The 21863-nt window shown below is 68.6% G+C and carries 18 protein-coding genes; 14 read left to right on the top strand and 4 right to left on the bottom strand.

The features are described from left to right. Positions 1–32: 32 nt before the first annotated feature. A complete protein-coding gene (locus HDC36_RS09395; RefSeq protein WP_179566555.1) occupies positions 33–1007 on the top strand; it encodes an alpha/beta hydrolase in 975 nt (324 codons plus the stop codon). 82 nt (positions 1008–1089) lie between these two features. Here HDC36_RS09395 and HDC36_RS09390 read toward each other — a convergent pair whose 3' ends face one another. Both HDC36_RS09390 and HDC36_RS09385 read right to left on the bottom strand, forming a co-directional pair. Next, on the bottom strand, positions 1090–3240 hold the full coding sequence (locus HDC36_RS09390; protein ID WP_179566553.1) for a phospholipase C, phosphocholine-specific: 2151 nt from the start codon (positions 3238–3240) through the stop codon (positions 1090–1092). Positions 3241–3325: 85 nt separating this feature from the next. Beyond that, entirely contained in the window at positions 3326–5710 is a 2385-nt protein-coding gene (locus HDC36_RS09385; protein ID WP_179566551.1) for a TonB-dependent receptor, read from the bottom strand. 331 nt (positions 5711–6041) lie between these two features. Here HDC36_RS09385 and HDC36_RS09380 point away from each other — a divergent pair, with 331 nt between their 5' ends. Continuing rightward, positions 6042–7292, top strand: a complete 1251-nt coding sequence (locus HDC36_RS09380; protein WP_179566549.1) for a cation:proton antiporter — start codon at positions 6042–6044, stop codon at positions 7290–7292. A 143-nt stretch (positions 7293–7435) separates the two neighbouring features. Continuing rightward, complete coding sequence (locus tag HDC36_RS09375; protein WP_179566547.1) at positions 7436–7765, top strand: zinc ribbon domain-containing protein; 330 nt, start codon at positions 7436–7438, stop codon at positions 7763–7765. Between the two features lie 91 nt (positions 7766–7856). Here HDC36_RS09375 and HDC36_RS09370 read toward each other — a convergent pair whose 3' ends face one another. Then, entirely contained in the window at positions 7857–8576 is a 720-nt protein-coding gene (locus HDC36_RS09370; RefSeq protein WP_343204341.1) for a DUF3011 domain-containing protein, read from the bottom strand. A gap of 395 nt (positions 8577–8971) precedes the next feature. Here HDC36_RS09370 and aspS point away from each other — a divergent pair, with 395 nt between their 5' ends. Continuing rightward, positions 8972–10729 carry an aspartate--tRNA ligase gene (aspS, locus tag HDC36_RS09365; protein WP_179566545.1) on the top strand — a complete coding sequence of 586 codons (1758 nt, stop codon included), beginning with the start codon at positions 8972–8974 and terminating at the stop codon, positions 10727–10729. A gap of 3 nt (positions 10730–10732) precedes the next feature. After that, positions 10733–11254, top strand: a complete 522-nt coding sequence (locus tag HDC36_RS09360; protein WP_179566544.1) for a GNAT family N-acetyltransferase — start codon at positions 10733–10735, stop codon at positions 11252–11254. Positions 11255–11534: 280 nt separating this feature from the next. On the opposite strand, the gene HDC36_RS09355 is transcribed toward HDC36_RS09360, so the two are convergent. Then, positions 11535–13742 (bottom strand): ricin-type beta-trefoil lectin domain protein, encoded by a 2208-nt coding sequence (locus HDC36_RS09355; protein WP_179566543.1) that lies wholly within the window; start codon positions 13740–13742, stop codon positions 11535–11537. Positions 13743–14242: 500 nt separating this feature from the next. Between HDC36_RS09355 and HDC36_RS09350 the strand changes: the two genes are divergently transcribed. The 9 genes from HDC36_RS09350 (at position 14243) to tolQ (ending at position 21850) form a co-directional block, all read left to right on the top strand. After that, entirely contained in the window at positions 14243–14554 is a 312-nt protein-coding gene (locus HDC36_RS09350; RefSeq protein WP_179566542.1) for an I78 family peptidase inhibitor, read from the top strand. After that, entirely contained in the window at positions 14547–15212 is a 666-nt protein-coding gene (locus tag HDC36_RS09345) for an alpha/beta fold hydrolase (protein WP_343204329.1), read from the top strand. The genes HDC36_RS09350 and HDC36_RS09345 overlap by 8 nt, the downstream gene beginning before the upstream one ends. 81 nt (positions 15213–15293) lie before the next feature. Next, positions 15294–16025 carry a YebC/PmpR family DNA-binding transcriptional regulator gene (locus tag HDC36_RS09340; protein ID WP_179566540.1) on the top strand — a complete coding sequence of 244 codons (732 nt, stop codon included), beginning with the start codon at positions 15294–15296 and terminating at the stop codon, positions 16023–16025. A gap of 181 nt (positions 16026–16206) precedes the next feature. Continuing rightward, positions 16207–16719 carry a crossover junction endodeoxyribonuclease RuvC gene (gene ruvC, locus HDC36_RS09335; RefSeq protein ID WP_179567957.1) on the top strand — a complete coding sequence of 171 codons (513 nt, stop codon included), beginning with the start codon at positions 16207–16209 and terminating at the stop codon, positions 16717–16719. A 124-nt stretch (positions 16720–16843) separates the two neighbouring features. Further along, positions 16844–17428, top strand: a complete 585-nt coding sequence (gene ruvA / locus HDC36_RS09330) for a Holliday junction branch migration protein RuvA (RefSeq protein WP_179566538.1) — start codon at positions 16844–16846, stop codon at positions 17426–17428. A gap of 52 nt (positions 17429–17480) precedes the next feature. Then, positions 17481–19400, top strand: coding sequence for a potassium transporter Kup (locus HDC36_RS09325; protein WP_179566537.1), 1920 nt, complete (start codon positions 17481–17483; stop codon positions 19398–19400). A gap of 145 nt (positions 19401–19545) precedes the next feature. Further along, positions 19546–20580: a Holliday junction branch migration DNA helicase RuvB gene (gene ruvB, locus HDC36_RS09320; RefSeq protein ID WP_179566536.1), complete on the top strand. Its 1035-nt coding sequence runs from the start codon at positions 19546–19548 to the stop codon at positions 20578–20580. Positions 20581–20603: 23 nt separating this feature from the next. Continuing rightward, a complete protein-coding gene (gene ybgC / locus HDC36_RS09315) occupies positions 20604–21077 on the top strand; it encodes a tol-pal system-associated acyl-CoA thioesterase (RefSeq protein WP_179566535.1) in 474 nt (157 codons plus the stop codon). After that, positions 21074–21850, top strand: a complete 777-nt coding sequence (gene tolQ, locus HDC36_RS09310; RefSeq protein ID WP_003478956.1) for a protein TolQ — start codon at positions 21074–21076, stop codon at positions 21848–21850. Before ybgC ends, tolQ begins: the two co-directional genes overlap by 4 nt. The last annotated feature ends 13 nt before the right edge of the window (positions 21851–21863 follow it).

The raw sequence follows: 21863 nt of genomic DNA, 5'->3' as shown, positions 1-21863 counted from the left end.
CGTTTCCCGCCTCGCCACCCAGGAGTTCGACCATGCACAGGCTTCTCCGTTTTTCGTTTGCCGCGATCGCGCTTGTGCTCGCCCATGCACCGGCGCAGGCGGAGATCTGGCAACCAGCGCCGGGCCATGTGCAGGTGCCGATCTGGCCTGGCAAGGTTCCCAATGCGTTGCCGCACCCGAAACCGGAATCGGTCGGTCCCGGCGAAGGCCACACGTGGTGGGCCAGGGCCAACGATGTCAGCCAGCCGACGATGACGGTATATGCGCCCACGGGCCGCAACAGCGGTGCGGCGGTGGTGGTGTTTCCCGGCGGTGGCTATCAGGTCCTGGCCATGGATCTGGAAGGCACGGAGATCTGCGATTGGCTGACGTCGCGGGGCATCACCTGCGTGTTGCTGAAGTACCGCGTCCCCAATTCGGGGCCGACCTGGGTCAACGGTGGCCGCTACTATCCGAAGGTGCAGACCGCGCTGCAGGACGCGCAGCGCACGCTGGGACTGGTGCGCCTGCATGCGGCGGAGTGGGGGATCGATCCGCACAAGGTCGGCGTGATCGGTTTTTCCGCGGGCGGGCATCTGGTCGCTGCGGCCAGCACGCATTTCGCAACGCGCACGTATCCGGCGGTGGATGCCGCGGATGCGGAGAGTTGCCGCCCGGACTTCGCCATCGCCGCCTATCCCGGCCACCTGTGGGCGCACGAGGATGAGGATCGTGCAAAGCGCGATCCGACTCACCTGGAGCTACGTGCGGATATCACCGTGAGCGCCGACACGCCGCCGACCTTCCTGCTGCAGGCCGAGGACGACGAGGTGGATGGCGTCGCGCAATCGTTGGCCTACTACGTCGCGCTGAAGCAGGCCGGCGTGCCGACGGAAATGCATATTTACGCGCAGGGTGGGCATGCGTTCGGACTGCGGCCGAGCACGTTGCCGATCGCGCAATGGCCAAGGCTGGTGGAGACGTGGCTGGGAACCATCGGCGTGTTGGACACGGGTGCGACGCACTGACTGCCGCCGCGCTTGCGGGGCATGGCCCGCAAGCGCGATCCCGCACTGCACGCCGCCTTTGCGCTGCGCAAGGCGGGAGCGCTCAGCCGAGCGCGCCGATCACCACCGGGTCCTCCTGATACAACCGCGCCGGCCCGCCCATCGCCGGATCGCTGACGCCGGGCTTGCCGGTTTCCACGCGCCCGGCCAGGCGCTGGCGCGCGCCGTCCTGGACCACCCACAGGTCGTACCAGCCGCCACTGGGCGCCGCGCTCCAGCTGCGCCGCTGTTCGGTACCGGGCGCCAGCAGCACGCTGTCGCGGGGTTGCGCCTGCGCATAGGCGCCGGGCTGCAGTTCCACGCGCAGCGCGCTATTGCCCGGGTTGCGCAGCAGCAGGCACAAGGCTCGCGGATCGCGCACGTCCTGGGCGATCTCGGCCTGCAGCGGCGCGGCGTCGAGGTCGCCGCGGTAATGGCGGTGGAAGCCGTTGGGGCCGAGCAGCCACAGGTCGTAGCGGCCGTCGTAGGTGGTCCAGGTGGCGTCCAGCGTGGCGCCTGCGCCGAGCGTGTAGCGCCGCGGAATCGCGGCCAGGTCGTAGCGGTCGTAGACGTGCAGCACCGCGGCCGCGCCGGCATTGTCCATCCGCAGCAGCACTTCGCCGCGTGCGCTCACGTGTTGCAACTGCACCGTCGGGCGATACGGCAACGCGCGCGAGCGACGCACGCCGAACGGCTGCTGCGGCGCCTGCACGGTGTCCGGCAGCGGCGGCAGCGCATGTTCGTGCAAGGCGGCCGCGCGCGCGGCGGCGGCGCTGACGTCGGGCAGCGTGGCGAAGAACGGGCGCGTATCGGCCTGGCGGAAGTCGAAGGCATCGACCAGGTCGCCGCAGACCGCGCGGCGCCACGGCGTCAGCCCACTGGCGGCGACGCCAAAGCGGCGTTCCAGCAGGCGCAGCACCGAGGTGTGGTCGTAGACCTGCGAATCGATCCAGCCGCCGCGGCTCCACGGCGAGATCACGTACATCGGCACCCGCGGGCCCAGCCCGTAGGGCCGGCCGCGCAGTTCGGGCAGGTCGGCCTTTTCGTCGCCCGGCGCCGGGTGCAGGTGGTATTCGCCGTCGGTGCTCACCGTGGACGCCCCGGCCCAGCCACCGGCCGCTGCCGGATCGGGCGAGGGCGGCGCTGGCGGCGGCACGTGGTCGAAGAAGCCGTCGTTCTCATCGAACATCAGCAGCAGCGCGGTGCGCGACCACACCTGCGGATCGGCGGTCAGCGCATCCAGCACGCGCGCGGTGTAGGCCGCGCCCTGCGCGGGGCTGGACGGATCGGGATGCTCGCTGCCGGCGGCGTCGGCGATGATGAAGCTCACCGCCGGCAGCCGCGCGCCGAGCACGTCCTCGCGCAGCTGCGCCAGCGTGCGCGTGCCGACCCCACGTTCGCGCAGCTGCGGATCGTGCCCGGGCGCGCCGCGCCAGGCGGCACGGAACGGGGCGAAGCCGGCCAGCGGGTTGTCGGTGAAGTTGTCGGCCATGTCCTGGTAGATCTGCCAGGACACGCCGGCCTGCTGCAACGCTTCCACGTAGCTGGGCCAGCGGTAGTCGTCGGCATGCCCGCCCAGTTCGGGGAAGTTGTCGTGCGAGTTGGCGATCACCGGCCCGCCGGCGCGCGCCTGCGGATCGTTCTGCCCGGTCCACAGGAACACGCGGTTGGGATTGGTGCCGGCCTGGATCGCGCAGTGGTAGGCGTCGCACAGGGTGAAGGCCTCGGCCAGCGCGAACTGGAACGGCAGGTCGTCGCGTTCGTAGTGGGCCAGCGCATGGTCGTGCTTGGCCGCGGCCCAGCGGCCCATGCGGCCGTGGTCCCAGGCCTGCTGCGCATTGGGCCAGGTGTGCGGGGTGCCCTGCACGCGCATGCCGCTGAAGTCGCGCGCGGTGTGCAGCGGGAACGGCGTCAGCAGCCGGCTGCCGTCTTCGCTGGGTTGCAGCCAGACGGTGCGCGGGGCGATGCCGGGCAATGGCGGCGCCGGGATCGGGAAGCGGTCGCCGAAGCCGCGCGCGCCGGCGAAGCTGCCGAAGTAATGGTCGAAGGCGCGGTTCTCCTGCATCAGGATCACCACGTGCTGCAGGTCCTGCAGGGTGCCGCTGCGCACGTCCGGGGCGATCGCGGCGGCGCGGGCGATGCTGGGCGGCAACAGCGCGGCGGCGGCGCCGGCGACGCCGGCCTGGAGCAGGCGGCGGCGGGGAAGATCGGTCATGGCGCGGGCACCGGCAGGACGGGACGAAAAGGGCTCGCCGGCGGCGCCAGGCCGCCGGCGAGGACGCAGCATGCGGGCTGCGCGATTACAGATCCAGCGTCAGGGTCAGGCCGACCGTGCGCGGTGCGGCGATGAACGCGCTGTCGCTGCCGTCCACGCCTTCCAGGTAGCGCTTGTCGGTGAGGTTGCTGACGTTGAGGTCCAGCTTCACGCCCTGCAGCTGCGCCGACAGCTGCGACAGGCTCAGGCCCAGGTGCGCGCCGAAGGTGGTGACGCCGTCCAGGCTGTTGCTGTTGGACGCATCCAGGTAGCGCTTGCCGAGGTAGCGCCCGGAGATGCCGAACGACCAGGCCTGGCCCTGCCAGTCGGCCGAGGCCACCAGGGTGTTGCGGGGCTGCCCGATCACCTGCGAGCCGGGGGTGATCTCCAGTGCGGTGTCGCGCGCGGCGTCGCCGCTGCCCAGGTAGGTCGCCTTGTTGAAGGTGTAGGCGCCGTTGACCCGCCAGCCGTTGTCCCAGCCGTAGCCCAGCGCCGCTTCCACGCCGCGCGCATGCACGCCGCCGAAGTTCTCGTAGACGCCGTCGGTCTCGCCGAGATAGTCGATGCCGCTGACGAAGTTCGCCGGCACGTAGACGATGCGGTTGTCGAAGCGGATGTCGTACACGGTGACGCTGCCGGTCAGCGGCCAGCGGCTCATGCGCAGGCCCAGCTCGATGTTGTCGGCGGTCTCCGGCTTGACCCGGCTCAGCGCCACCGGGTCGGTCTCGCCGAGCACGCCGGACGGAATCGCGGCGAAGTTCTGCGAATAGCCGGCGAAGGCTTCCAGGCCCTTCACCGGGGTGGTCCAGGTCAGGCCGGCGGAGACCAGCGGATCGGAATGCGAGTCCGACTCGACGTGTTCGCTGTCGCCGATGCGGCGGTCGCGGGTCTGGTCGACGAAGAACTGCTTGACGCCCACGCGCCAGGCGAAATTGCCGTAGCGCATCACGTCTTCCACGTAGTACATGCGCTCGTCGGTGTCGTAGTCGTCCTTGAACTGCACCCAGTACGGCACGTGGTCGAAGGCGATGTTGGTGCCGACGTCGAGCAAGCGGTGCCAGTCGCGGGTGACGCTGCGCTGGTATTTTTCCAGCCACACGCCGGCGCGCACGGTGTTGTCGATCGCGCCCAGGTCGGCGCGCCATTCCGCATCGGCGGTGAAGCCGGCGCGGTCGTTGTCGTAGTGGCTGTGGCGGTAGGACTGCACCGCCTGCGAGCCGGTCGGGTAGCAGGCCGGATCGGACTCGGCCGGCACCGTCGCGCTGCCGCTGCAGCCGGCCAGCATCGTCGCCGCCGCGCCGGTGGGGGTGACGAAGTAGATCTTGCCCAGGTCGCTGCCGCCGTACACGGTGTGTCCGCCGGTGTATTCGGATTCGGGCTTGCCGCTGCCGTCGTCGGTCACGTCCACCAGGTACGGCGGGATCCAGTCGCCACGGCCTTCCATGCGATGCGCGTAGCCGGCGAGGGTGGCCTTGAAGCCGTTGCCGCCGTCGAACGCGCCGCGCAGGTAGCCGAAGGTGTTCTTGCGCAGCGCGCGCGAGCCGGAACGGTAGTTCTGGTCCAGATAGGGAATGCCGGTGAGGGTGCCGGTCAGCAGGTCGTGCTCGGGATCGCGCGCGAACTGCTCGGGGGTGACGCTGCTGTACTCGGATTCGTCGGCATCGTCGTAGGACAGGTAGCCGCTGAGCTTCCACGCGCCCAGGTCGCTGTCGAACTTGCCGGCGAGATGATCGCGGGTGGTGTGGCCACTGCCGTCGATCCAGTCGGTGTTGCTGCTGTGCGAGGCGCTGATCCAGGCCTTGCTGGTGCCGATCAGGCCGGTGTCGTAGCGCGCGTAGTACTTGCGCGCCTCGTTGTCGCCGATGCCCACGGCCATACGCACGCGCTGCGCGTCGAGCGGTTCGCTGGTCAGGTAGTTGAGCGTGCCGCCCAGCGCTTCGTTGGAGCGCGAGGCGATGTCGGCGGTGCCCTGGCTGACTTCGACCGTCTCCAGGTCGAGCGTGTCGATGAAGCGGTTGGCCTTGGAGCCGCCGCCGTAGGCCGAGCCGCCGTTGGGCAGGCCGTCGATGGTGGTGCCGATCTGCTGCGTATCGCGGTTGCTGACGAAGCCGCGCATGCTGATCTGCGTGCCCCAGTCGGAGGAGCCGAACGCATCGGCCTCGGTCACGATCACCCCGGGCAGTTCGTTGAGCACGTCGTTGACGCTGCCCATCGCGAACTGGCGGTCCAGCATCTCCTTGCTGACGCTGGTCTTGGCGTAGGTGGTGGCCTGGCCGACGACCTGTACCTGGTCCAGGGTGGAGACCTGCGCGTCGGCATCGGCGGCAGGAGCGCCGGCGTCGCTGGCCGCCTGGGCGTGGGCGACCATCGCCGACAGCAGCAGGGCGAGTGTCGTGCGCCGCGGCGTACGGAAACTTTTCGGAAAATTCATCAAGGGTGAATGCTTGTGTGGGGGCTGCGATGGTGTCGACACATGGTTGCGTGTGTGTGACTGCCTGTTTGCGTTACGTGCCGCCGTGCGCGCGCATCCGCGACACGGCATGCGCAGGGTGCGTGCCAGCGGCGAGGCAGGCCGACACGTCTCGCCACGGCCGCGCTGGAGCCGGTGCCTCGCGTGTCAGGCCGCCCGCCTGCATCCGGATAGGGAACAGGCAACCGCTGCAGGCGCCGGTGCGGCGTGACGACACCCGTGCGCGCCACGCGGCATCATTGGCGCCGCCGCCGTCGCCGCCGGTGGCCCCCCACGATGGACACGCTGCCCGATGAGCCACGAACTGATCTACCTGCTGCTGATCTTCGCCCTGCTGGTGATCCCGCGCGCGCTGCAGCGCTTCAAGCTGCCGGCGCCGCTGACCTGCCTGCTGTTCGGCATCGTCGCGATGCTGGCGATGGGCGAGCGGGCGCACGATGCGGTGATCGCGCTGCTGGCCACGCTCGGCATCTCCTCGCTGTTCCTGTTCGCCGGCCTGGAGGTGGACCTGAAGGCGCTGCGCCGCGGGTTGTGGCCGCTGCTGCTGCACCTGCTGGTGCGCGGCGGCACCTTGTTCGGAGTCGGCTGGCTGGCCTGGCGCTACGCCGCGCTGCCGTGGCAGGCGGCCGGGTTGCTGGCGCTGGCGCTGCTGACCCCGTCCACCGGCTTCATCATCGATTCGCTGGGCCGGCTCGGGCTCAGCGAGGAAGAGCGCTTCTGGGTCACCAGCAAGGCCATCGCCGGCGAATTGCTGGCGCTGGCGGCGTTGTTCGTGATCCTGCAGGCCGGCGATCCCTGGCGGATGGGCCTGTCCAGCCTGGCGTTGCTGGCGATGCTGGTCGGCCTGCCGCTGCTGTTCGTGGCGCTGGGACGCTGGGTGGCGCCGCAGGCGCCCGGGTCGGAGTTCTCGCTGCTGGTGATGGTCGGGCTGATCGCCGCCTACATCACCTATTCGCTGGGCGTGTATTACCTGGTCGGCGCGTTCATCGCCGGGCTGGTCGCGCGCCTGCTGCGCCAGCGCATGCCGCTGCTGGCCTCCGACGAGAACCTGCACGCGGTGCGGCTGTTCGCTTCGTTCTTCGTGCCGTTCTACTTCTTCAACGCCGGCACCAAGGTGCCGAGCGGGGCGCTGAGCCTGCAGGCGCTGGGGCTGGGCCTGGCGCTGACCGCGTGCGTGCTGCCGCTGCGCATCGGCATCGTCTGGCTGCAGCGGCGGCTGCTGTTCGGCGAGGATGCGCGCAGCAGCCTGCGGGTGTCGCTGGCGCTGGCGCCGACCCTGATCTTCACCCTGGTGCTGGCCGCGATCCTGCGCGAGCGCTTCGCCATCGCCGATGCGCTGTTCGGTGCGCTGTTGCTGTACGCGGCGCTGAGCACGTTGCTGCCGTCGCTGCTGTTCCGCATGCCGTTCGACGTGGACCCGGTCGAGGCCGCGCCGTTGCCGGCGGCACCGGCCCAGGGCCTGCTCGAGGCGCCTGCTGCGCAAGATCCGGCACCGCTGCCGGTCGACCCGCCGCGGCCGGCGCTGCCACAGGCGGCCGTTTGAGCGGCCCGCGGTTCCCGGACCTGTGCAGCGACGCTGCGGCCCGCTGGGAAATCCAGGTCAGGGCGCCACGCGCCGGTATCGCTTGAAAGCCGGCGCCCGGGCCCCATACTGGCTGCCTCTGTTCCTTTCGCGTTTTTGCCGCCATGCCGATCTATGCCTTCCAATGTGCCGAGTGCGGTCACAGCTTCGACCGCCTGCAGAAACTGTCCGATCCCGATCCGGACGCCTGTCCGTCGTGCGGCGCGCCCGCGGTCAAGCGCCAGCTGACCGCACCGTCGTTCCGCCTGTCCGGTAGCGGCTGGTACGAGACCGACTTCAAGAAGGAGGGCGACAAGAAGCGCAATCTGGCCGAGTCCGGCAGCGGCAGTACCGGCGAGGCCAAGCCGGCCGCCGCGTCCACCGACAGCGCGGCCAAACCTGCCGCAACCCCCGCGGCTACGCCGGCGCCTGCCGCCAAGCCCGCCGCGACCTGAGCGCGGCGTCCCGGAGCGGGGCGGGGCGTCCCGAAAAATGCGAACGGCCCGGAGTCGCCTCCGGGCCGTTCGCGTTCCTGCCTGGGAGGCTTCAGCGGGCGCCGAAGCGTGCCCGGCAGCCTTCCTTGACCCACACCGCATTGCCCTCGTAGCCCCAGTTGCGGCCTTCGACGCAGGTGGTGCCGGACAGCTGCTGGATCACCGCCGGGCGGCCCTGGCGGCGGTCCCAGGCGCAACTGCGCAGGCGCTTGTCGTCGCTACTGCAGGTCACCGAGTAATCGCCGCCGGACGGCGGGCGGCCCGGACCCCAGCCGCCACCGCCGCCGCCCCGGCCTTCGGCGAACTCGCCGCGGCAGCCATCGTCCACCCACACCGCGCCGTCGCGTTGACCCCAGCTGCGGCCCTCGATGCAGCGGGTGTCGGACAGCTGCCGGACCAGCACCGCATTGCGCCAGCCGGTGGTGCAGACGCGCTGGCGCTGGTCCTGGCTCTCGCAGCGGATGGTGCCGCCCGGGCCAGGACCCGGCCCGGGGCCGCCGCCGTCGCCCCAGCCACCGCGACCTTCGGCGAAGCGGCCGCGGCAGCCGCGGTCCACCCACACCACGCCGGGGCCCGACCCCCAGGTCTGGCCCTCGATGCACGGCGAATCCGACAGCGCGCCCACCAGCCGCGCGCGGCCGCGGAACGGCGTCGCGCACTGGCGGCGCTTGCGGTCGTTGCTGGAGCAGGCGATGGTCTGGGCATTGAAGCCAGGCTGCGGCCGCCACTGGCCGCTGCTGCCGCGCAGCGAGGTGGAGATGTCCTGCTGGATGCGGCCGAAGCCCCAGCCGCGGTCGATCTGGTCCAGGTAGAACTCCAACTGGTCGTCGGGGATCTGCCGGCCGCGGCTCTGGTCGGCGTATTCGCGCTCGATCACCCGCACCCGGCTCGGCACCGACAGCTGCCGCAGGTCCTCCGGCGCATAGGCGCGCGCGCTTTGCGCGGCCACCGGCCCGCTGGCCAAGGTCAGGCCGGCCACCAACAACCAACCGCTCAGCTGCTTCAACATGGGTCCCCTCCGATGCCCGTGACTGTGGGCGGACTATAGCCTCACGGAAACTTAAGGCCAGGTGAGTTGCGGCGGGATTTGCCCGGGCCGGCGCCGCGCCGCAGAATATCCGGCTTGCCGGCGCGTTCTGCGCCGGCGGCCCCACCTTGGAGTTTGCGATGCGTACCCACTTCTGCGGCCTGGTCGACGAGACCCTGATCGGCCAAACCGTCACCCTGGCCGGCTGGACCGATGTCGCCCGCAATCTCGGCGGGGTCTGCTTCATCGATCTGCGCGACCACGAGGGCATCGTCCAGGTGACGGTGGAGCCGGAGAACGCGGAGGTGTTCGCGGTCGCCGCCTCGCTGGGCTACGAGGACGTGCTGCAGGTGGAAGGCGCGGTGCGCGCGCGGCATGCGGTCAACGACAAGCTGCGCAGCGGCAAGGTCGAGGTGATCGCCACCCGCATCACCATCCTCAACAAGGCCGCGCCGCTGCCGTTCCATGCGCACGAGAACCCGGGCGAGGAAACCCGCCTGAAGTACCGCTACCTGGATCTGCGCCGCCCGGAGATGCAGCGCATGCAGCGCACCCGCATCAAGCTGGTGCAGGGGCTGCGCCGTTACCTGGACGAGCGCGGCTTCCAGGACATCGAAACCCCGATCCTGACCAAGGCCACCCCGGAAGGCGCGCGCGACTTCCTGGTGCCGGCGCGCATGCATCCGGGCGAGTTCTACGCGCTGCCGCAGTCGCCGCAGCTGTTCAAGCAGATCCTGATGGTGGCCGGCTTCGACCGCTACTACCAGATCGCGCGCTGCTTCCGCGACGAGGCGCTGCGCGCCGACCGCCAGCTCGAGTTCACCCAGCTGGACATGGAGTTCGCGTTCGTGCGCGAGCGCGACGTGCAGGATGCGGTGGAGCAGATGATCCGCCACATCTTCAAGGAAGTGGTGGACGTGGAACTGGCCGCCGAATTCCCGCGCATGACCTGGGCCGAGGCGATGCGCCGTTTCGGCTCGGACAAGCCGGACCTGCGCATCGGCCTGGAACTGGTCGACGTGGCCGAACTGGTCAAGTCCAGCGAATTCCCGGTGTTCACCGCGGCCGCCGCCGATGCCGACGGTCGCGTCGCCGCGCTGCGCATACCCGGCGGCGCCACGCTGTCGCGCAAGCAGATCGACGACTACGCCGCGCATGCCGCCAAGTACGGCGCCAAGGGCCTGGCCTACATCAAGTTGTCGGAGACCGGCGAAATCAGCTCGCCGATCGCCAAGTTCTTCTCCGAAGAGGCCTTCGCCGCATTGGTCAAGCACGTCGGCGCCGGCAGCGGCGACATCGTGTTCTTCGGCGCCGGCGGCTACAACAAGGTCTCCGACTTCATGGGTGCGCTGCGTCTGAAGGCCGGCAAGGACTTCGGCCTGGTCGCCGAGGGCTGGGCGCCGCTGTGGGTCACCGACTTCCCGATGTTCGAATGGGACGAGGAAGCGCAGCGCTACGTCGCCCTGCATCACCCCTTCACCGCGCCGGCGGTGGACGACATCGCCGAACTGCGCACGCATGCCAGGACCGCGGTGTCGCGCGGCTACGACATGGTGCTCAACGGCAACGAAATCGGCGGCGGCTCGATCCGCATCCATCGCCCGGAGATGCAGAGCGCGGTGTTCGAACTGCTCGGCATCGGCGCCGAGGAAGCGCGCGCCAAGTTCGGTTTCCTGCTCGACGCGCTGAACTACGGCGCGCCGCCGCACGGCGGCATCGCCTTCGGCATCGACCGCATCGCCGCGCTGATGGCCGGCACCGAGTCGATCCGCGACGTGATCCCGTTCCCCAAGACCACCGGCGCGCAGGATCTGATGACCGACGCGCCGTCGCCGATCGCCGACGCGCAGCTGGCCGAAGTGCACGTGCAGGTGCGCGCCAAGCCGGTGCAGGGCTGAGCGATGGCATTGGCGATCCGCCAGGCCACCGAGGACGACGCCGCCACGCTGGCGGCGCTGGCCGCGGCCACCTTCACGGAGACCTTCGGTCACCTGTACTCGCCGGAAGACCTGCACGGGTTTCTCGACGAGCACTACACCGCGGCGCGGCAGCGCACGATCCTGCAGCATCCGGAGTACGCGATCTGGCTGCTGGAGGACGACGGCGCGGCGGTGGGTCATGCCGCGGCCGGCCCTTGCGGCCTGCCGCACGCCGAGGTGCAGACTGGCGACGGCGAACTGAAGCGGCTGTACCTGCTGCGCTCGCACCAGAACAGCGGCTGGGGCAGCCGCCTGTTCGAGACCGCGCTGGCCTGGCTGGAACGCCAAGGCCCGCGCACGCTGTGGATCGGCGTGTGGTCGGAGAACTTCGGCGCGCAGCGCTTCTACGCGCGCTACGGCTTCGAGAAGGTCGGCACCTACGAATTCCCGGTCGGGCAGACCCGCGATTTGGAGTTCATTCTGCGCCGCGTGGCGCACCGATAGTCTGGCCGTCGGCCGCGCATTGCCTAGACGGTTTTGCGCCCTGTTGATCGCCGATCGCTGTTGGCGAAACGGCATCTGCTTTCGGCGCAGTCGTCGTTGTCACTCGAAGTGCTGTGCATGCCGAAGAGGCCTGCAGCGTGGCGCATTCTTCGACTGTGCATGCCGCCATGCCAGCGGAGCGTGTCGTTCATTTCCATCCGTTCGTCGCTGCTCGCGCAGGCGCAACAAGAACGATCCGATGGGGAATGAGCGACACGCCCTTCGGGGAAAACCCGCTCGCCTAGTTGGGTTGCACTTCCCAGGTTTGGTTGGGATTGCCTAGGCAGTCCCACATCTGCACGCGTGCGCCATTGGTCCTGCCGCCTTCGGAATCATCAAGGCATTTACTGTTCAGGTCGCTGCGGATCTGCCCGCGAATCCGCCATGTTTGCGCGGCGCTTCCATTGCAGGTGGCCATCAGGATGGGGTTGCCGTTCGCGCCGGACGGGCCATTGGCTTCGAGGCAGTTGCCGCCGTAGCCGATGAGCGAGCCATTCGTGCCCAGCGTCCATTTCTGGTTCTTGTTCCCCGAGCAGTCCCATAGTTGAACTGCGGTGCCACTGGTCACGCCGCCGCTCATCACGTCCAGGCAACGTCCGCTGGCCACCTGGATGGCGCCGGTTGCCGGATCGAACTTCCATGTCTGGTTGGTGCCGCCGAGGTTGTCCCAGGTCTGCAGACGCGCGCCGTTGGCGGATCCCCCGTTGACCACGTCCAGCACCTTGCCGCCGGTGGCGATGATGGCGGACGACCGGAAGCTCCAGCGTTGGTTGGATGAGTTGAATGCTTGGTAGAGCTGCACACCCGCGCCGTTGCTGCTGTTCACCCCTGCGATATCCAGGACCTTGTCGGTACCGTTGTTGCGCAGCGCCCGGCTTTTGCTCTGCCAATACCATTTCTGCTGGCGCAAGCCATTGCATCCCCAGACCTGAATCGGCGCCGTGTTGTCAGTGCTGCCGTCCACCACATCCAGGCACTTGCCGGAGGGGCCGACGATCTGGCCTGGCGAACTCGAATCGTCGAACGGAACGACGGTCGCTCTGAATTGAACAATGCGAGGGACGGTAAGCATGAACGCGGTCGCGTTGTCGGCTTGGGCAATCACCCCGCAGGCCTCTCCATAGCACCCCTGAATCAATGGAGTCGAGTAGATGTTGACCTCGCGCTGGCCGTTGACGGCGTACGCCATCACCGTGTGGAAGCTGCCCACGTCGCTACGGTGCCCGTAGTTGTATCCGGTTTCTTGTCCGGTTTCGCGTTGGTGATACGAACCTAGCAGGTGCCCGAGTTCATGTCCAAGCGTCGTCGAGGGGCAGTAGTAGCTTCCGTCGATGCCATCGGAAACGATCGCGTACGCATAGCGGGAATCGGTTCCTCCGTTCACCCAGGCGACGCCGCAATTATTCTGGCTGGCGCTGTCGAAACGGCGGACCAGTCCGACCAGGTCGGCGCCGTAGTTTTCGCGCACCTGGCGAATCGGGCGGAATGCGTCGTTGTAGGCCTGGATCCAGGTCAGTTCGTCCAGCGCCTGATTATTGTCGTTGTTGTTGATATAGCCGACTTCTATGGTGCCGACCAAGCGATAGCGCGCCTGCACATTGGCATTGGCGAAGGCCTGGTTGGCGACCTCGACGAGATTGGTCAACACCGTCTCTATGGCCGACTCCCCGCCCCGATATGCCTTGTAGTCCGGCGTGTAGCCAAGCACGACGTCGATCGTATTGGTCGAGGTGGTGCCGGCTGCGGCATTGACCTTGTCCAAGTTGCTGTAGTTTGGAATGAGACCGGTGGCCGCCGCGAGCGGCGAAGCGTTGGCGCTGGGCAGCATCTCCCGTGCGTCGCCGCGCCTGCTGGGCGCCGCCGAACGCAATTCCACCTCGGATGCCGCCATGACATAGGGTTGCCCGTCGACGGTGGAAATCCGGTAGACCTTGCCGCCGCTGGCGCCGAGCGAACCAAACACCGCGTTCTTGCCGAAGGTGATGACCGATTCCTCACCCACCAGCGCGCCGGGCAAACGTCCAACCCAGGTCCAGTTGCCGTTCTTGCCTTCTGTGTGGCGGACGTAATCCATCTGCAGCCGGCTGCCGTCCGGCGCGACGATCGTCATCTTGCCCTCCATCGTCGCCCTCAACGCATAGCGCTCGCTGATGCGCGCAGGAAAAAGCTCGAATGGACCTTCCTTGGTCGGCGCGGCGTGGCCGACATAGGTGACCAGCGTGCCGTTGTCCGGTGCGTCGAAATAGGGGGCGGCGCCTGGGGTGAGCGGCGAGGCACCATTGGCGGTGCTGCGGGGAAGCGCAGTTTTGGCAGGGGCCTGGCCCTGTGCCGCGGCTTGACCGGCGTTCGATGCGGCATGAGAGGCCCCGCCCTTCGAGACGCAACCTCCAAGCCAGACGCCTGCCGCCACGGCGACGCAGGATGCCAAAATGATGCCTCTGTTATACATGCAGCGATTCTCCTTGATGACTGCGCATACCTGCTTTCCGATCCTGTTTCCGTTGCCCGCTGCTAGCCGATAAGCAGGCTGGCCCTGAATAGCACCCGGGTTGAGAATGCCTTGCCGCGAAAGTTGGTGCGTGGGATTGAATGTTCGATGTGCCTGGTATCTAACTCACACGGTTACCGCTTGACATGCAGCGATTGCTCCATGCATGTAGAGATAACGCGGGTTCTTTCGCCGTTGCTACGTCGAGTGGACGCACCAATGGATTACTTTGCGTTAACGACCGCCAGCGAACTTTCTTGACGCGGATGGGGCGAGAATGTAGCCCTGGCCTTTCGAACTGTGACGCTTTGCCGTGTGGCGTGCGCGGCCGACTGCGCTGGTGCGTGGAGTGGGTGTGTGATGGCGCGACGCATCGTCTGTATCGGCCTGGGACGATGTTGCGCTTTGGGTGAACTTGCGCGCCGTCGCGCAGCAGGCCATGCGATTGACAGGAGAACGCCATGTCGCGACCACTGAAATGCGCCGCCGCCTTGCTGCCGCTGCTGGCCGCGTGTACGCCCTCGGCCTCGCTGCAAACGGCCGGTAGCGGGCCGGCGGCCCAGGGCGATGGCCGCTGCCAGGCCGAGCCGGTGGCGTGGGCGGTCGGCCAGGCCGCGACCGAGGCGACCATGGCGCGGGTCCGCCGGGAGAGCGGCGCTGGCCAGCTGCGGCCGATCGCCCCCGGCCAGCCGACGACCCGCGACCTGCGCCCGGACCGGGTCAACGTGTTCGTGGATGCGTCCAATGCCATCGTCCGCATCACCTGTGGCTGAGGCCACGCGTACGGTTGCCGCGGGCGGCGTGGTCGACCCCTTGCCGCAGGTCCTGTTGCTGCACGGGATCTGGAACGGCCGTGTCTGGCTCGGGCCGCTGGCCTGGCGGTTGCGCCGCGAGGGCTTCCGCGTCGCCACCTTCGGCTATTCGACCGCGTTCGGCGGTGCCGAGGCGGCGCTGCCGCGGTTGCGGCAGCGGATCCAGCGCCTGGCGCAGCAGGGGCCGGTGGCGCTGGTCGGGCACAGCCTGGGCGGGCTGATCGCGCTGCAGGCCTTGCGCCAGGCGCCGCAGCTGCCGGTGACCCGGGTGGTGTGCCTGGGCGCCCCGCTGGCCGGCAGCGCGGTGGCGCAGACGCTGCTGCGACGCGGTCTCGGCGTCGCCCTCGGGCGCAGCGCAGCCCTGTTGCAGCAGGGTCTTGGGCAGTGGGACGGCTCCGCCGCGGTCGGCATGGTGGCCGGCAGCGTCGCGTTGGGAGTGGGCAATCGCATCGCCGCGCTGGGGCCGGACTCGGATGGCACCGTGGCCCTGGCCGAGACCCGCGTGCCGGGCCTGCGCGACCATTGCCTGGTGCGCGCCAGCCACAGCGGCCTGCTGTTCTCGCCAGTGGCCGCGCGCCAGGCCGCGGCGTTCCTGCGGCATGGCCGCTTCGCCGCCTGAGCGGTTGTGCCGCGGATGCGGGCGCGGCGGCGCAATCGAGTAAAATCCGCCGCTTGTCCTTACTGATGTCCGGAACGCCCCATGGGTAGAGGCCCCTCGATCGAAGCCCGCAAGAACGCATCCGATGCGAAGCGCGGCAAGATTTTCACCAAGATCATCCGCGAGATCGGCGTCGCCGCGCGCGCCGGCGGCGGCGACCCGTCCAACAACCCGCGCCTGCGCGTGGCGATGGACAAGGGCCTGGCCTCGAACATGTCCAAGGACGTGATCGAGCGCGCGATCAAGAAAGCCACCGGCGAGCTGGAAGGGGTGGAGTACGAGGAGATCCGCTACGAGGGCTACGCGCCGGGCGGGGTCGCGGTGATCGTCGACTGCCTGACCGACAACCGCGTGCGCACCGTGGCCGACGTGCGCCACGCCTTCAGCAAGTGCGGCGGCAACCTGGGCACCGAAGGCTCGGTGGCGTTCATGTTCAAGCGCCTGGGCGTGCTCAGCTTCGCTGCCGGTGCCGACGAGGAAAAGATCACCGAGGCGGCGATCGAGGCCGGCGCCGACGACATCGTGGTCTATCCGGAGGACGGCGCGATCGACGTGCTGACCTCGGCGGACGCGTTCCACGCGGTCAAGGACGCGATGCAGGCGGCCGGCCTGGCCGCCGAGCATGCCGAGATCAGCTTCCGCGCCGACAACGACATCGCGGTGGAAGGCGATACCGCGCTGCAGGTGCGCAAGCTGCTGGACATGCTGGAAGACCTGGACGATGTGCAGGCGGTCTATTCCAATGCCGACCAGTCCGCGCTGAGTGGCGGCTGATATGGCGACGGCCGGGACTCGGGACGGTGCCGGGACTCGGGACTCGGGACTCGGGACTCGGAACGGCGCGTCGACGGGGCCCGATGCATCGCCGTCGCCCGGGGTCGTACCCGTTCGAACCAGTCGCGTAGCCAGCCCTTCGAGTCACGAGTCCCGCGTCCCGAGTCCCGCCAAGGTCCGCATCCTCGGCATCGACCCGGGCTCGCAGCGCACCGGCGTGGGCATCATCGACGTCGACGGCAGCGGCCGCACCATCCATGTCCACCATGCGCCGCTGCTGCTGCTCGGCGAGGGCGACTTCTCGCAGCGGCTGAAGCGCCTGCTGCACGGGCTGGGCGCGCTGATCGAGGAGTACCAGCCGCAGGAAGTGGCGATCGAGCGGGTGTTCATGGGCAAGAGCGCCGACGCGGCGCTGAAGCTCGGCCATGCGCGCGGCGCGGCGATCTGCGCGGTGGTCTTGCGCGACCTGCCGGTGCACGAATACGCGGCCAAGGAGATCAAGCTGGCCATCGTCGGCAAAGGTGCGGCCGAGAAGCAGCAGGTGCAACATATGGTCGGTCTGATGCTGAGTCTGACCGGAAAACTGCAGGCCGATGCCGCCGACGCGCTGGCGGTGGCCATCACCCATGCCCACGTGCGCGCCACCGCGCAGCGCCTGGGCGTCAGTACGCAACAGGCTTGGAGCAGAAAATGAGTGGAGCCGGGATTCGGGATTCGGGATTGGGGATTCGCAAGAGCGAGGTGCCTGCGCCTGCGCGCGGCTGTACCCAATCCCCAATCCCCAATCCCCAATCCCGGCGCCTCGCACGAGGCGCCCAATGATCGGCCGTCTGCGCGGCATCCTCGCCTACAAGCAGCCGCCGTGGCTGGTGATCGACGTGGGCGGGGTCGGCTACGAGCTGGAGGCGCCGATGAGCACCTTCTACGACCTGCCCGACGTCGGTCGCGACGTGATCCTGTTCACCCACTACGCGCAGAAGGAGGACAGCGTGTCGCTGTACGGCTTCCTGCGCGAAGGCGAGCGGCGGCTGTTCCGCGACGTGCAGCGGGTCACCGGGATCGGCGCCAAGATCGCGCTGGCGGTGCTGTCCGGGGTCAGCGTGGACGAGTTCGCGCGCATGGTCACCAGCGCCGACGTCACCGCGCTGACCCGCATCCCCGGCATCGGCAAGAAGACCGCCGAGCGCATGGTGGTGGAGCTGCGCGACCGTGCCGCGGACTTTAGCGGCGGCGCGCCGGTCACCGGCCAGCTCGGTACCGATGCGGTGTCCGAGGCCACGGTGGCGCTGCAACAGCTCGGCTACAAGCCGGCCGAGGCGGCGAAGATGGCGCGCGACGCCGCCGCCGACGGCGACGAGGTCGCCAGCGTCATCCGCAAGGCCCTGCAGGCCGCGTTGCGCTGACCGCGCGCCGTACCTCCTTCTTCACGCCTCGCGGCGCTAACCTGATCCCTCAATGTCCACCACTCCCGCTCCGTCTCCCGGCTCCGGCCATTCGGCCGACGCCTCGCATGGCAAGGCCGGCTTCGCGCTGATCATCGGCGCCATCGGCGTGGTGTTCGGCGACATCGGCACCAGCCCGCTGTACACGCTCAAGGAAGCGTTCTCGCCGCACTACGGCCTGAGCAGCGACCACGACACCGTGCTCGGCGTGCTGTCGCTGGCGTTCTGGTCGCTGATGATCGTGGTCACGCTGAAGTACGTCACCATCATCATGCGCGCCGACAACGAGGGCGAGGGCGGCATCATGGCGCTGATGGCGCTGACCCAGCGCACCATGCGCAAGGGTTCGCGCTCGGCCTACGTGGTCGGCATCCTCGGCATCTTCGGCGCCTCGCTGTTCTTCGGCGACGGGGTGATCACCCCGGCGATCTCGGTGCTGGGCGCGGTCGAAGGCCTGGAGGTGGCCGCGCCGGGGCTGCACGCGTTCATCGTGCCGATCACCGTGGTGGTGCTGGTGATCCTGTTCCTGGGCCAGCGCTTCGGCACCGAGAAGGTCGGCAAGGTGTTCGGCCCGATCACCTGCCTGTGGTTCCTGTCGCTGGCGGCGATCGGCATCTGGAACATCGTCGACGCGCCGGAAGTGCTGAAGGCGTTCAACCCGTGGTGGGCGATCCGCTTCTTCCTCGACCACGGCTGGCACGGGGTCTGGATCCTCGGCGCGGTGGTGCTGGCGGTGACCGGCGGCGAGGCGCTGTACGCGGACATGGGCCATTTCGGCGCGCGCCCGATCCGTCACGCCTGGTACTTCTTCGTGCTGCCGTGCCTGGTGCTGAACTACCTGGGGCAGGGCGCGCTGGTGCTCAAGCATCCGTCGGCGCTGAAGAACCCGTTCTTCGAGGCGGTGCCCGGCTGGGCGCTGTACCCGATGATCGTGCTGGCCACGCTGGCGGCGGTGATCGCCTCGCAGGCGGTGATCACCGGCGCGTTCTCGATCGCGCGCCAGGCGATGCAGCTGGGCTACATCCCGCGCATGCTGATCAAGCACACCTCGCACGACACCATCGGCCAGATCTACATCCCCGGCATCAACTGGCTGCTGATGGTGATGGTGATCGCGCTGGTGCTGATCTTCCGCAGTTCCACCAATCTGGCGGTGGCCTACGGCATCTCGGTGTCGGCGACGATGCTGATCGACACCCTGCTGCTGGCGCTGGTGGCGCGCGCGCTGTGGCCGCGCTGGCGCAACTGGGTGCTGCCGCTGTGCGTGGTGTTCTTCGTCATCGACGCCGCGTTCCTGATCGCCAACGGCGCCAAGCTGCTGCAGGGCGCCTGGTTCCCGGTGGCGCTGGGCATCGTGATGTTCACCATGATGCGCACCTGGCGCCGCGGCCGCGAGCTGCTGCGCGAGGAAATTCGCAAGGACGGCATCCAGATCGACAGCTTCCTGCCCGGGCTGATGCTGGCGCCGCCGGTACGCGTGCCCGGTACCGCGGTGTTCCTGACCGCCGACGCGACCGTGGTGCCGCATGCGCTGATGCACAACCTCAAGCACAACAAGGTGCTGCACGAGCGCAACGTGTTCCTGACCGTGGAGACCCTGCCGGTCCCGTATGCCTCGGCCAAGCAGCGGCTGAAGATGGACGCCATCGGCGACGAGTTCTACCGGGTGATCGTGCGTTTCGGCTTCATGGAGACCCCCGACGTGCCGCTGGCGCTGATGCGCTCCTGCGACCAGGGCGGCATCTACTTCGACCCGATGGACACCACCTATTTCGCCAGCCGCGAGACCATCGTCGCCAGCGCCAACCGCGGCATGCCGATCTGGCGCGACAAGCTGTTCGCGGTCATGCACCGCAACGCCGCCCCGGCCACCGGCTTCTTCCGCATCCCCGGCAACCGGCTGGTGGAGCTGGGGGCGCAGGTGGAGATCTGAGGCCGCCTGCGGCGGCCGGGATTGGGGATTGGGGATTGGGGATTCGGGATTCGGGATTGGTCAAGGCCATAGCGCCGAAGCCATCCTGCAGTCGATACTATTGCGCTACCAATCCCGAATCTCGATTCCCCAATCCCGGCTCTAAATGGACCGCATCATCGCCAGCAGCGCCACCCGCGAGGACGACGCGGTCGAGGCCAGCATCCGTCCCAAGCGGCTGGCCGACTATCTCGGCCAGCAGCCGGTGCGCGAGCAGCTGTCGATCTATATCGAAGCGGCCAAGGCGCGCGGCGAGGCGATGGACCATGTGCTGATCTTCGGGCCGCCGGGCCTGGGCAAGACCACGCTCAGCCATGTCATCGCCAACGAGCTGGGGGTCAACCTGCGTACGACCTCCGGCCCGGTGATCGAGAAGGCCGGCGACCTGGCGGCGCTGCTGACCAACCTGCAGCCGCACGACGTGCTGTTCGTGGACGAGATCCACCGCCTGTCGCCGGTGGTCGAGGAAGTGCTGTATCCGGCGATGGAAGACTTCCAGATCGACATCATGATCGGCGAGGGCCCGGCCGCGCGCTCGATCAAGATCGACCTGCCGCCGTTCACCCTGATCGGCGCCACCACCCGTGCCGGCCTGCTGACCGCGCCGCTGCGCGACCGCTTCGGCATCGTGCAGCGCCTGGCGTTCTATACCCCGGAAGAACTGGGCAAGATCGTGCGCCGTTCCGCCGCCATTCTCGGCATCGCCTGCGACGCCGACGGCTGCGCGGAGATCGCGCGGCGCGCGCGCGGCACCCCGCGCATCGCCAACCGGCTGCTGCGGCGGGTCCGCGATTTCGCCCAGGTCCGCGCCGGCGGGCTGATCGACCTGCAGGTCGCGCAGGCGGCGATGCAGATGCTCGGGGTCGATCCGGAAGGCTTCGACGACCTGGATCGGCGCCTGCTGCGCACCATCATCGACTACTTCGACGGCGGCCCGGTCGGGGTCGAGTCGCTGGCCGCCTCGCTGTCGGAAGAGCGCGGCACCCTGGAGGACGTGATCGAGCCCTACCTGATCCAGCAGGGCTACCTGATCCGTACCGCGCGTGGACGCATGGCGACCAACAAGGCCTATCTGCACTTGGGCTTGCCGCCCAAGCGGGATTCGGGATTCGGGATTGGGGATTCGGGAGGGCTGTTTTGACTGCTAGCCGCCAGGACACGCCTTTGCCCGGCGAATCCCCAATCCCCAATCCCGAATCCCGGCAGCTATTCAGTTGGCCGACACGCATCTACTGGGAAGATACCGACGCCGGTGGCGTGGTCTACCATGCACGCTACGTCGCCTTTCTGGAGCGGGCGCGCACGGAGTGGCTGCGCGCGCTGGGCTACGGACAGGAACGCCTGCGCCTGCAGCACGATCTGGTGTTCGCGGTGCGCGCGATGCAGCTCGACTTCCTGCGCCCGGCCCACCTGGACGATGCGTTGCAGGTCGGCGTCGCGCTGACGCAGTGCAGGCGCGCCAGCCTGCTGTTCGCGCAGTCGATCCATCGCGACGGCGAACTGCTGTTGCGCGCGCAGGTGAAGGTCGCGGCGCTGGGTGCCGGCAGTTTCCGCCCGCGCGGCATGGACGACGCGTTGTACGACATTTTGAAAGCTCTCGAAATCACTGAAGCAGCATTACTGAGGAACGACGGATGATCGCATTGCTCCTGGCCCTGCAGGACACGGTGGCGGAGGCGCTACCGCAGGACGTGACCCAGACCGCCGCGCAGGCCGTCGCCAGCACCGCCGCCCATGGCGGCATCAACTACCTGGATCTGCTGATCAAGGCCAGCCTGCCGGTCAAGGTGATCGTGCTGCTGCTGCTGCTCGGCTCGCTGATCAGCTGGGTGATCATTTTCCGCAAGGCGCGGGTGTTCAAGCAGGCCAACCGCGACGCGGACGACTTCGAGAACCGCTTCTGGTCCGGCACCGACCTGACCAAGCTCTACGCCGGCGCGGCCGACCGCAACCGCGTGGTCGGCGGGCTGGAGGCGATCTTCGAGGCCGGCTTCCGTGAGTTCACCCGCCTGCGCGACAAGCGCAAGCTCGACGCGCGCATCCAACTGGAAGGCGCGCAGCGGGCGATGCGCGCGACCTATGCGCGCGAAGTGGACCGCCTGGAGCGCAACCTGGAGCTGCTCGCCAACATCGGTTCCACCGCGCCCTACGTCGGCCTGGTCGGCACCGTGTTCGGCATCATGGTGACCATGCACGACATGCTCAACAGCGGCCAGCAGGCGGGCATCGCCGCGGTCGCGCCGGGCATTTCCGAGGCCCTGTTCGCGACCGCCATCGGCCTGTTCGTGGCGATCCCGGCGGTGTGGGCGTACAACCGCTTCACCACCCGGGTCGAGCGGATGGCGGTGCGCTTCGAGACCTTCTCCGAAGAGTTCAGCTCCATCCTGCAGCGCCAGGCCAGCGGCGACTGAGCGCCGCCGCGCG

It is taken from the genome of Xanthomonas sp. JAI131 (genome assembly GCF_013410075.1).
Classification (GTDB): Bacteria; Pseudomonadota; Gammaproteobacteria; order Xanthomonadales; family Xanthomonadaceae; genus Xanthomonas_A; species Xanthomonas_A bonasiae.
Note: the sequence above shows the minus strand (reverse complement) of the source record. Positions and strands in the feature narration are given on the sequence as shown.

What these genes read in the sequence shown, in the direction of transcription:
- HDC36_RS09350 (WP_179566542.1), top strand. Translation starts at nt 14,243, where the DNA reads ATGTCGCGACCACTGAAATGCGCCGCCGCCTTGCTGCCGCTGCTGGCC.
- HDC36_RS09340 (WP_179566540.1), top strand. Translation starts at nt 15,294, where the DNA reads ATGGGTAGAGGCCCCTCGATCGAAGCCCGCAAGAACGCATCCGATGCG.
- HDC36_RS09375 (WP_179566547.1), top strand. Translation starts at nt 7,436, where the DNA reads ATGCCGATCTATGCCTTCCAATGTGCCGAGTGCGGTCACAGCTTCGAC.
- HDC36_RS09380 (WP_179566549.1), top strand. Translation starts at nt 6,042, where the DNA reads ATGAGCCACGAACTGATCTACCTGCTGCTGATCTTCGCCCTGCTGGTG.
- HDC36_RS09395 (WP_179566555.1), top strand. Translation starts at nt 33, where the DNA reads ATGCACAGGCTTCTCCGTTTTTCGTTTGCCGCGATCGCGCTTGTGCTC.
- tolQ (WP_003478956.1), top strand. Translation starts at nt 21,074, where the DNA reads ATGATCGCATTGCTCCTGGCCCTGCAGGACACGGTGGCGGAGGCGCTA.
- aspS (WP_179566545.1), top strand. Translation starts at nt 8,972, where the DNA reads ATGCGTACCCACTTCTGCGGCCTGGTCGACGAGACCCTGATCGGCCAA.
- HDC36_RS09325 (WP_179566537.1), top strand. Translation starts at nt 17,481, where the DNA reads ATGTCCACCACTCCCGCTCCGTCTCCCGGCTCCGGCCATTCGGCCGAC.
- ruvA (WP_179566538.1), top strand. Translation starts at nt 16,844, where the DNA reads ATGATCGGCCGTCTGCGCGGCATCCTCGCCTACAAGCAGCCGCCGTGG.
- HDC36_RS09390 (WP_179566553.1), bottom strand. Translation starts at nt 3,240, where the DNA reads ATGACCGATCTTCCCCGCCGCCGCCTGCTCCAGGCCGGCGTCGCCGGC.
- HDC36_RS09385 (WP_179566551.1), bottom strand. Translation starts at nt 5,710, where the DNA reads ATGAATTTTCCGAAAAGTTTCCGTACGCCGCGGCGCACGACACTCGCC.
- HDC36_RS09355 (WP_179566543.1), bottom strand. Translation starts at nt 13,742, where the DNA reads ATGTATAACAGAGGCATCATTTTGGCATCCTGCGTCGCCGTGGCGGCA.
- ruvB (WP_179566536.1), top strand. Translation starts at nt 19,546, where the DNA reads ATGGACCGCATCATCGCCAGCAGCGCCACCCGCGAGGACGACGCGGTC.
- HDC36_RS09360 (WP_179566544.1), top strand. Translation starts at nt 10,733, where the DNA reads ATGGCATTGGCGATCCGCCAGGCCACCGAGGACGACGCCGCCACGCTG.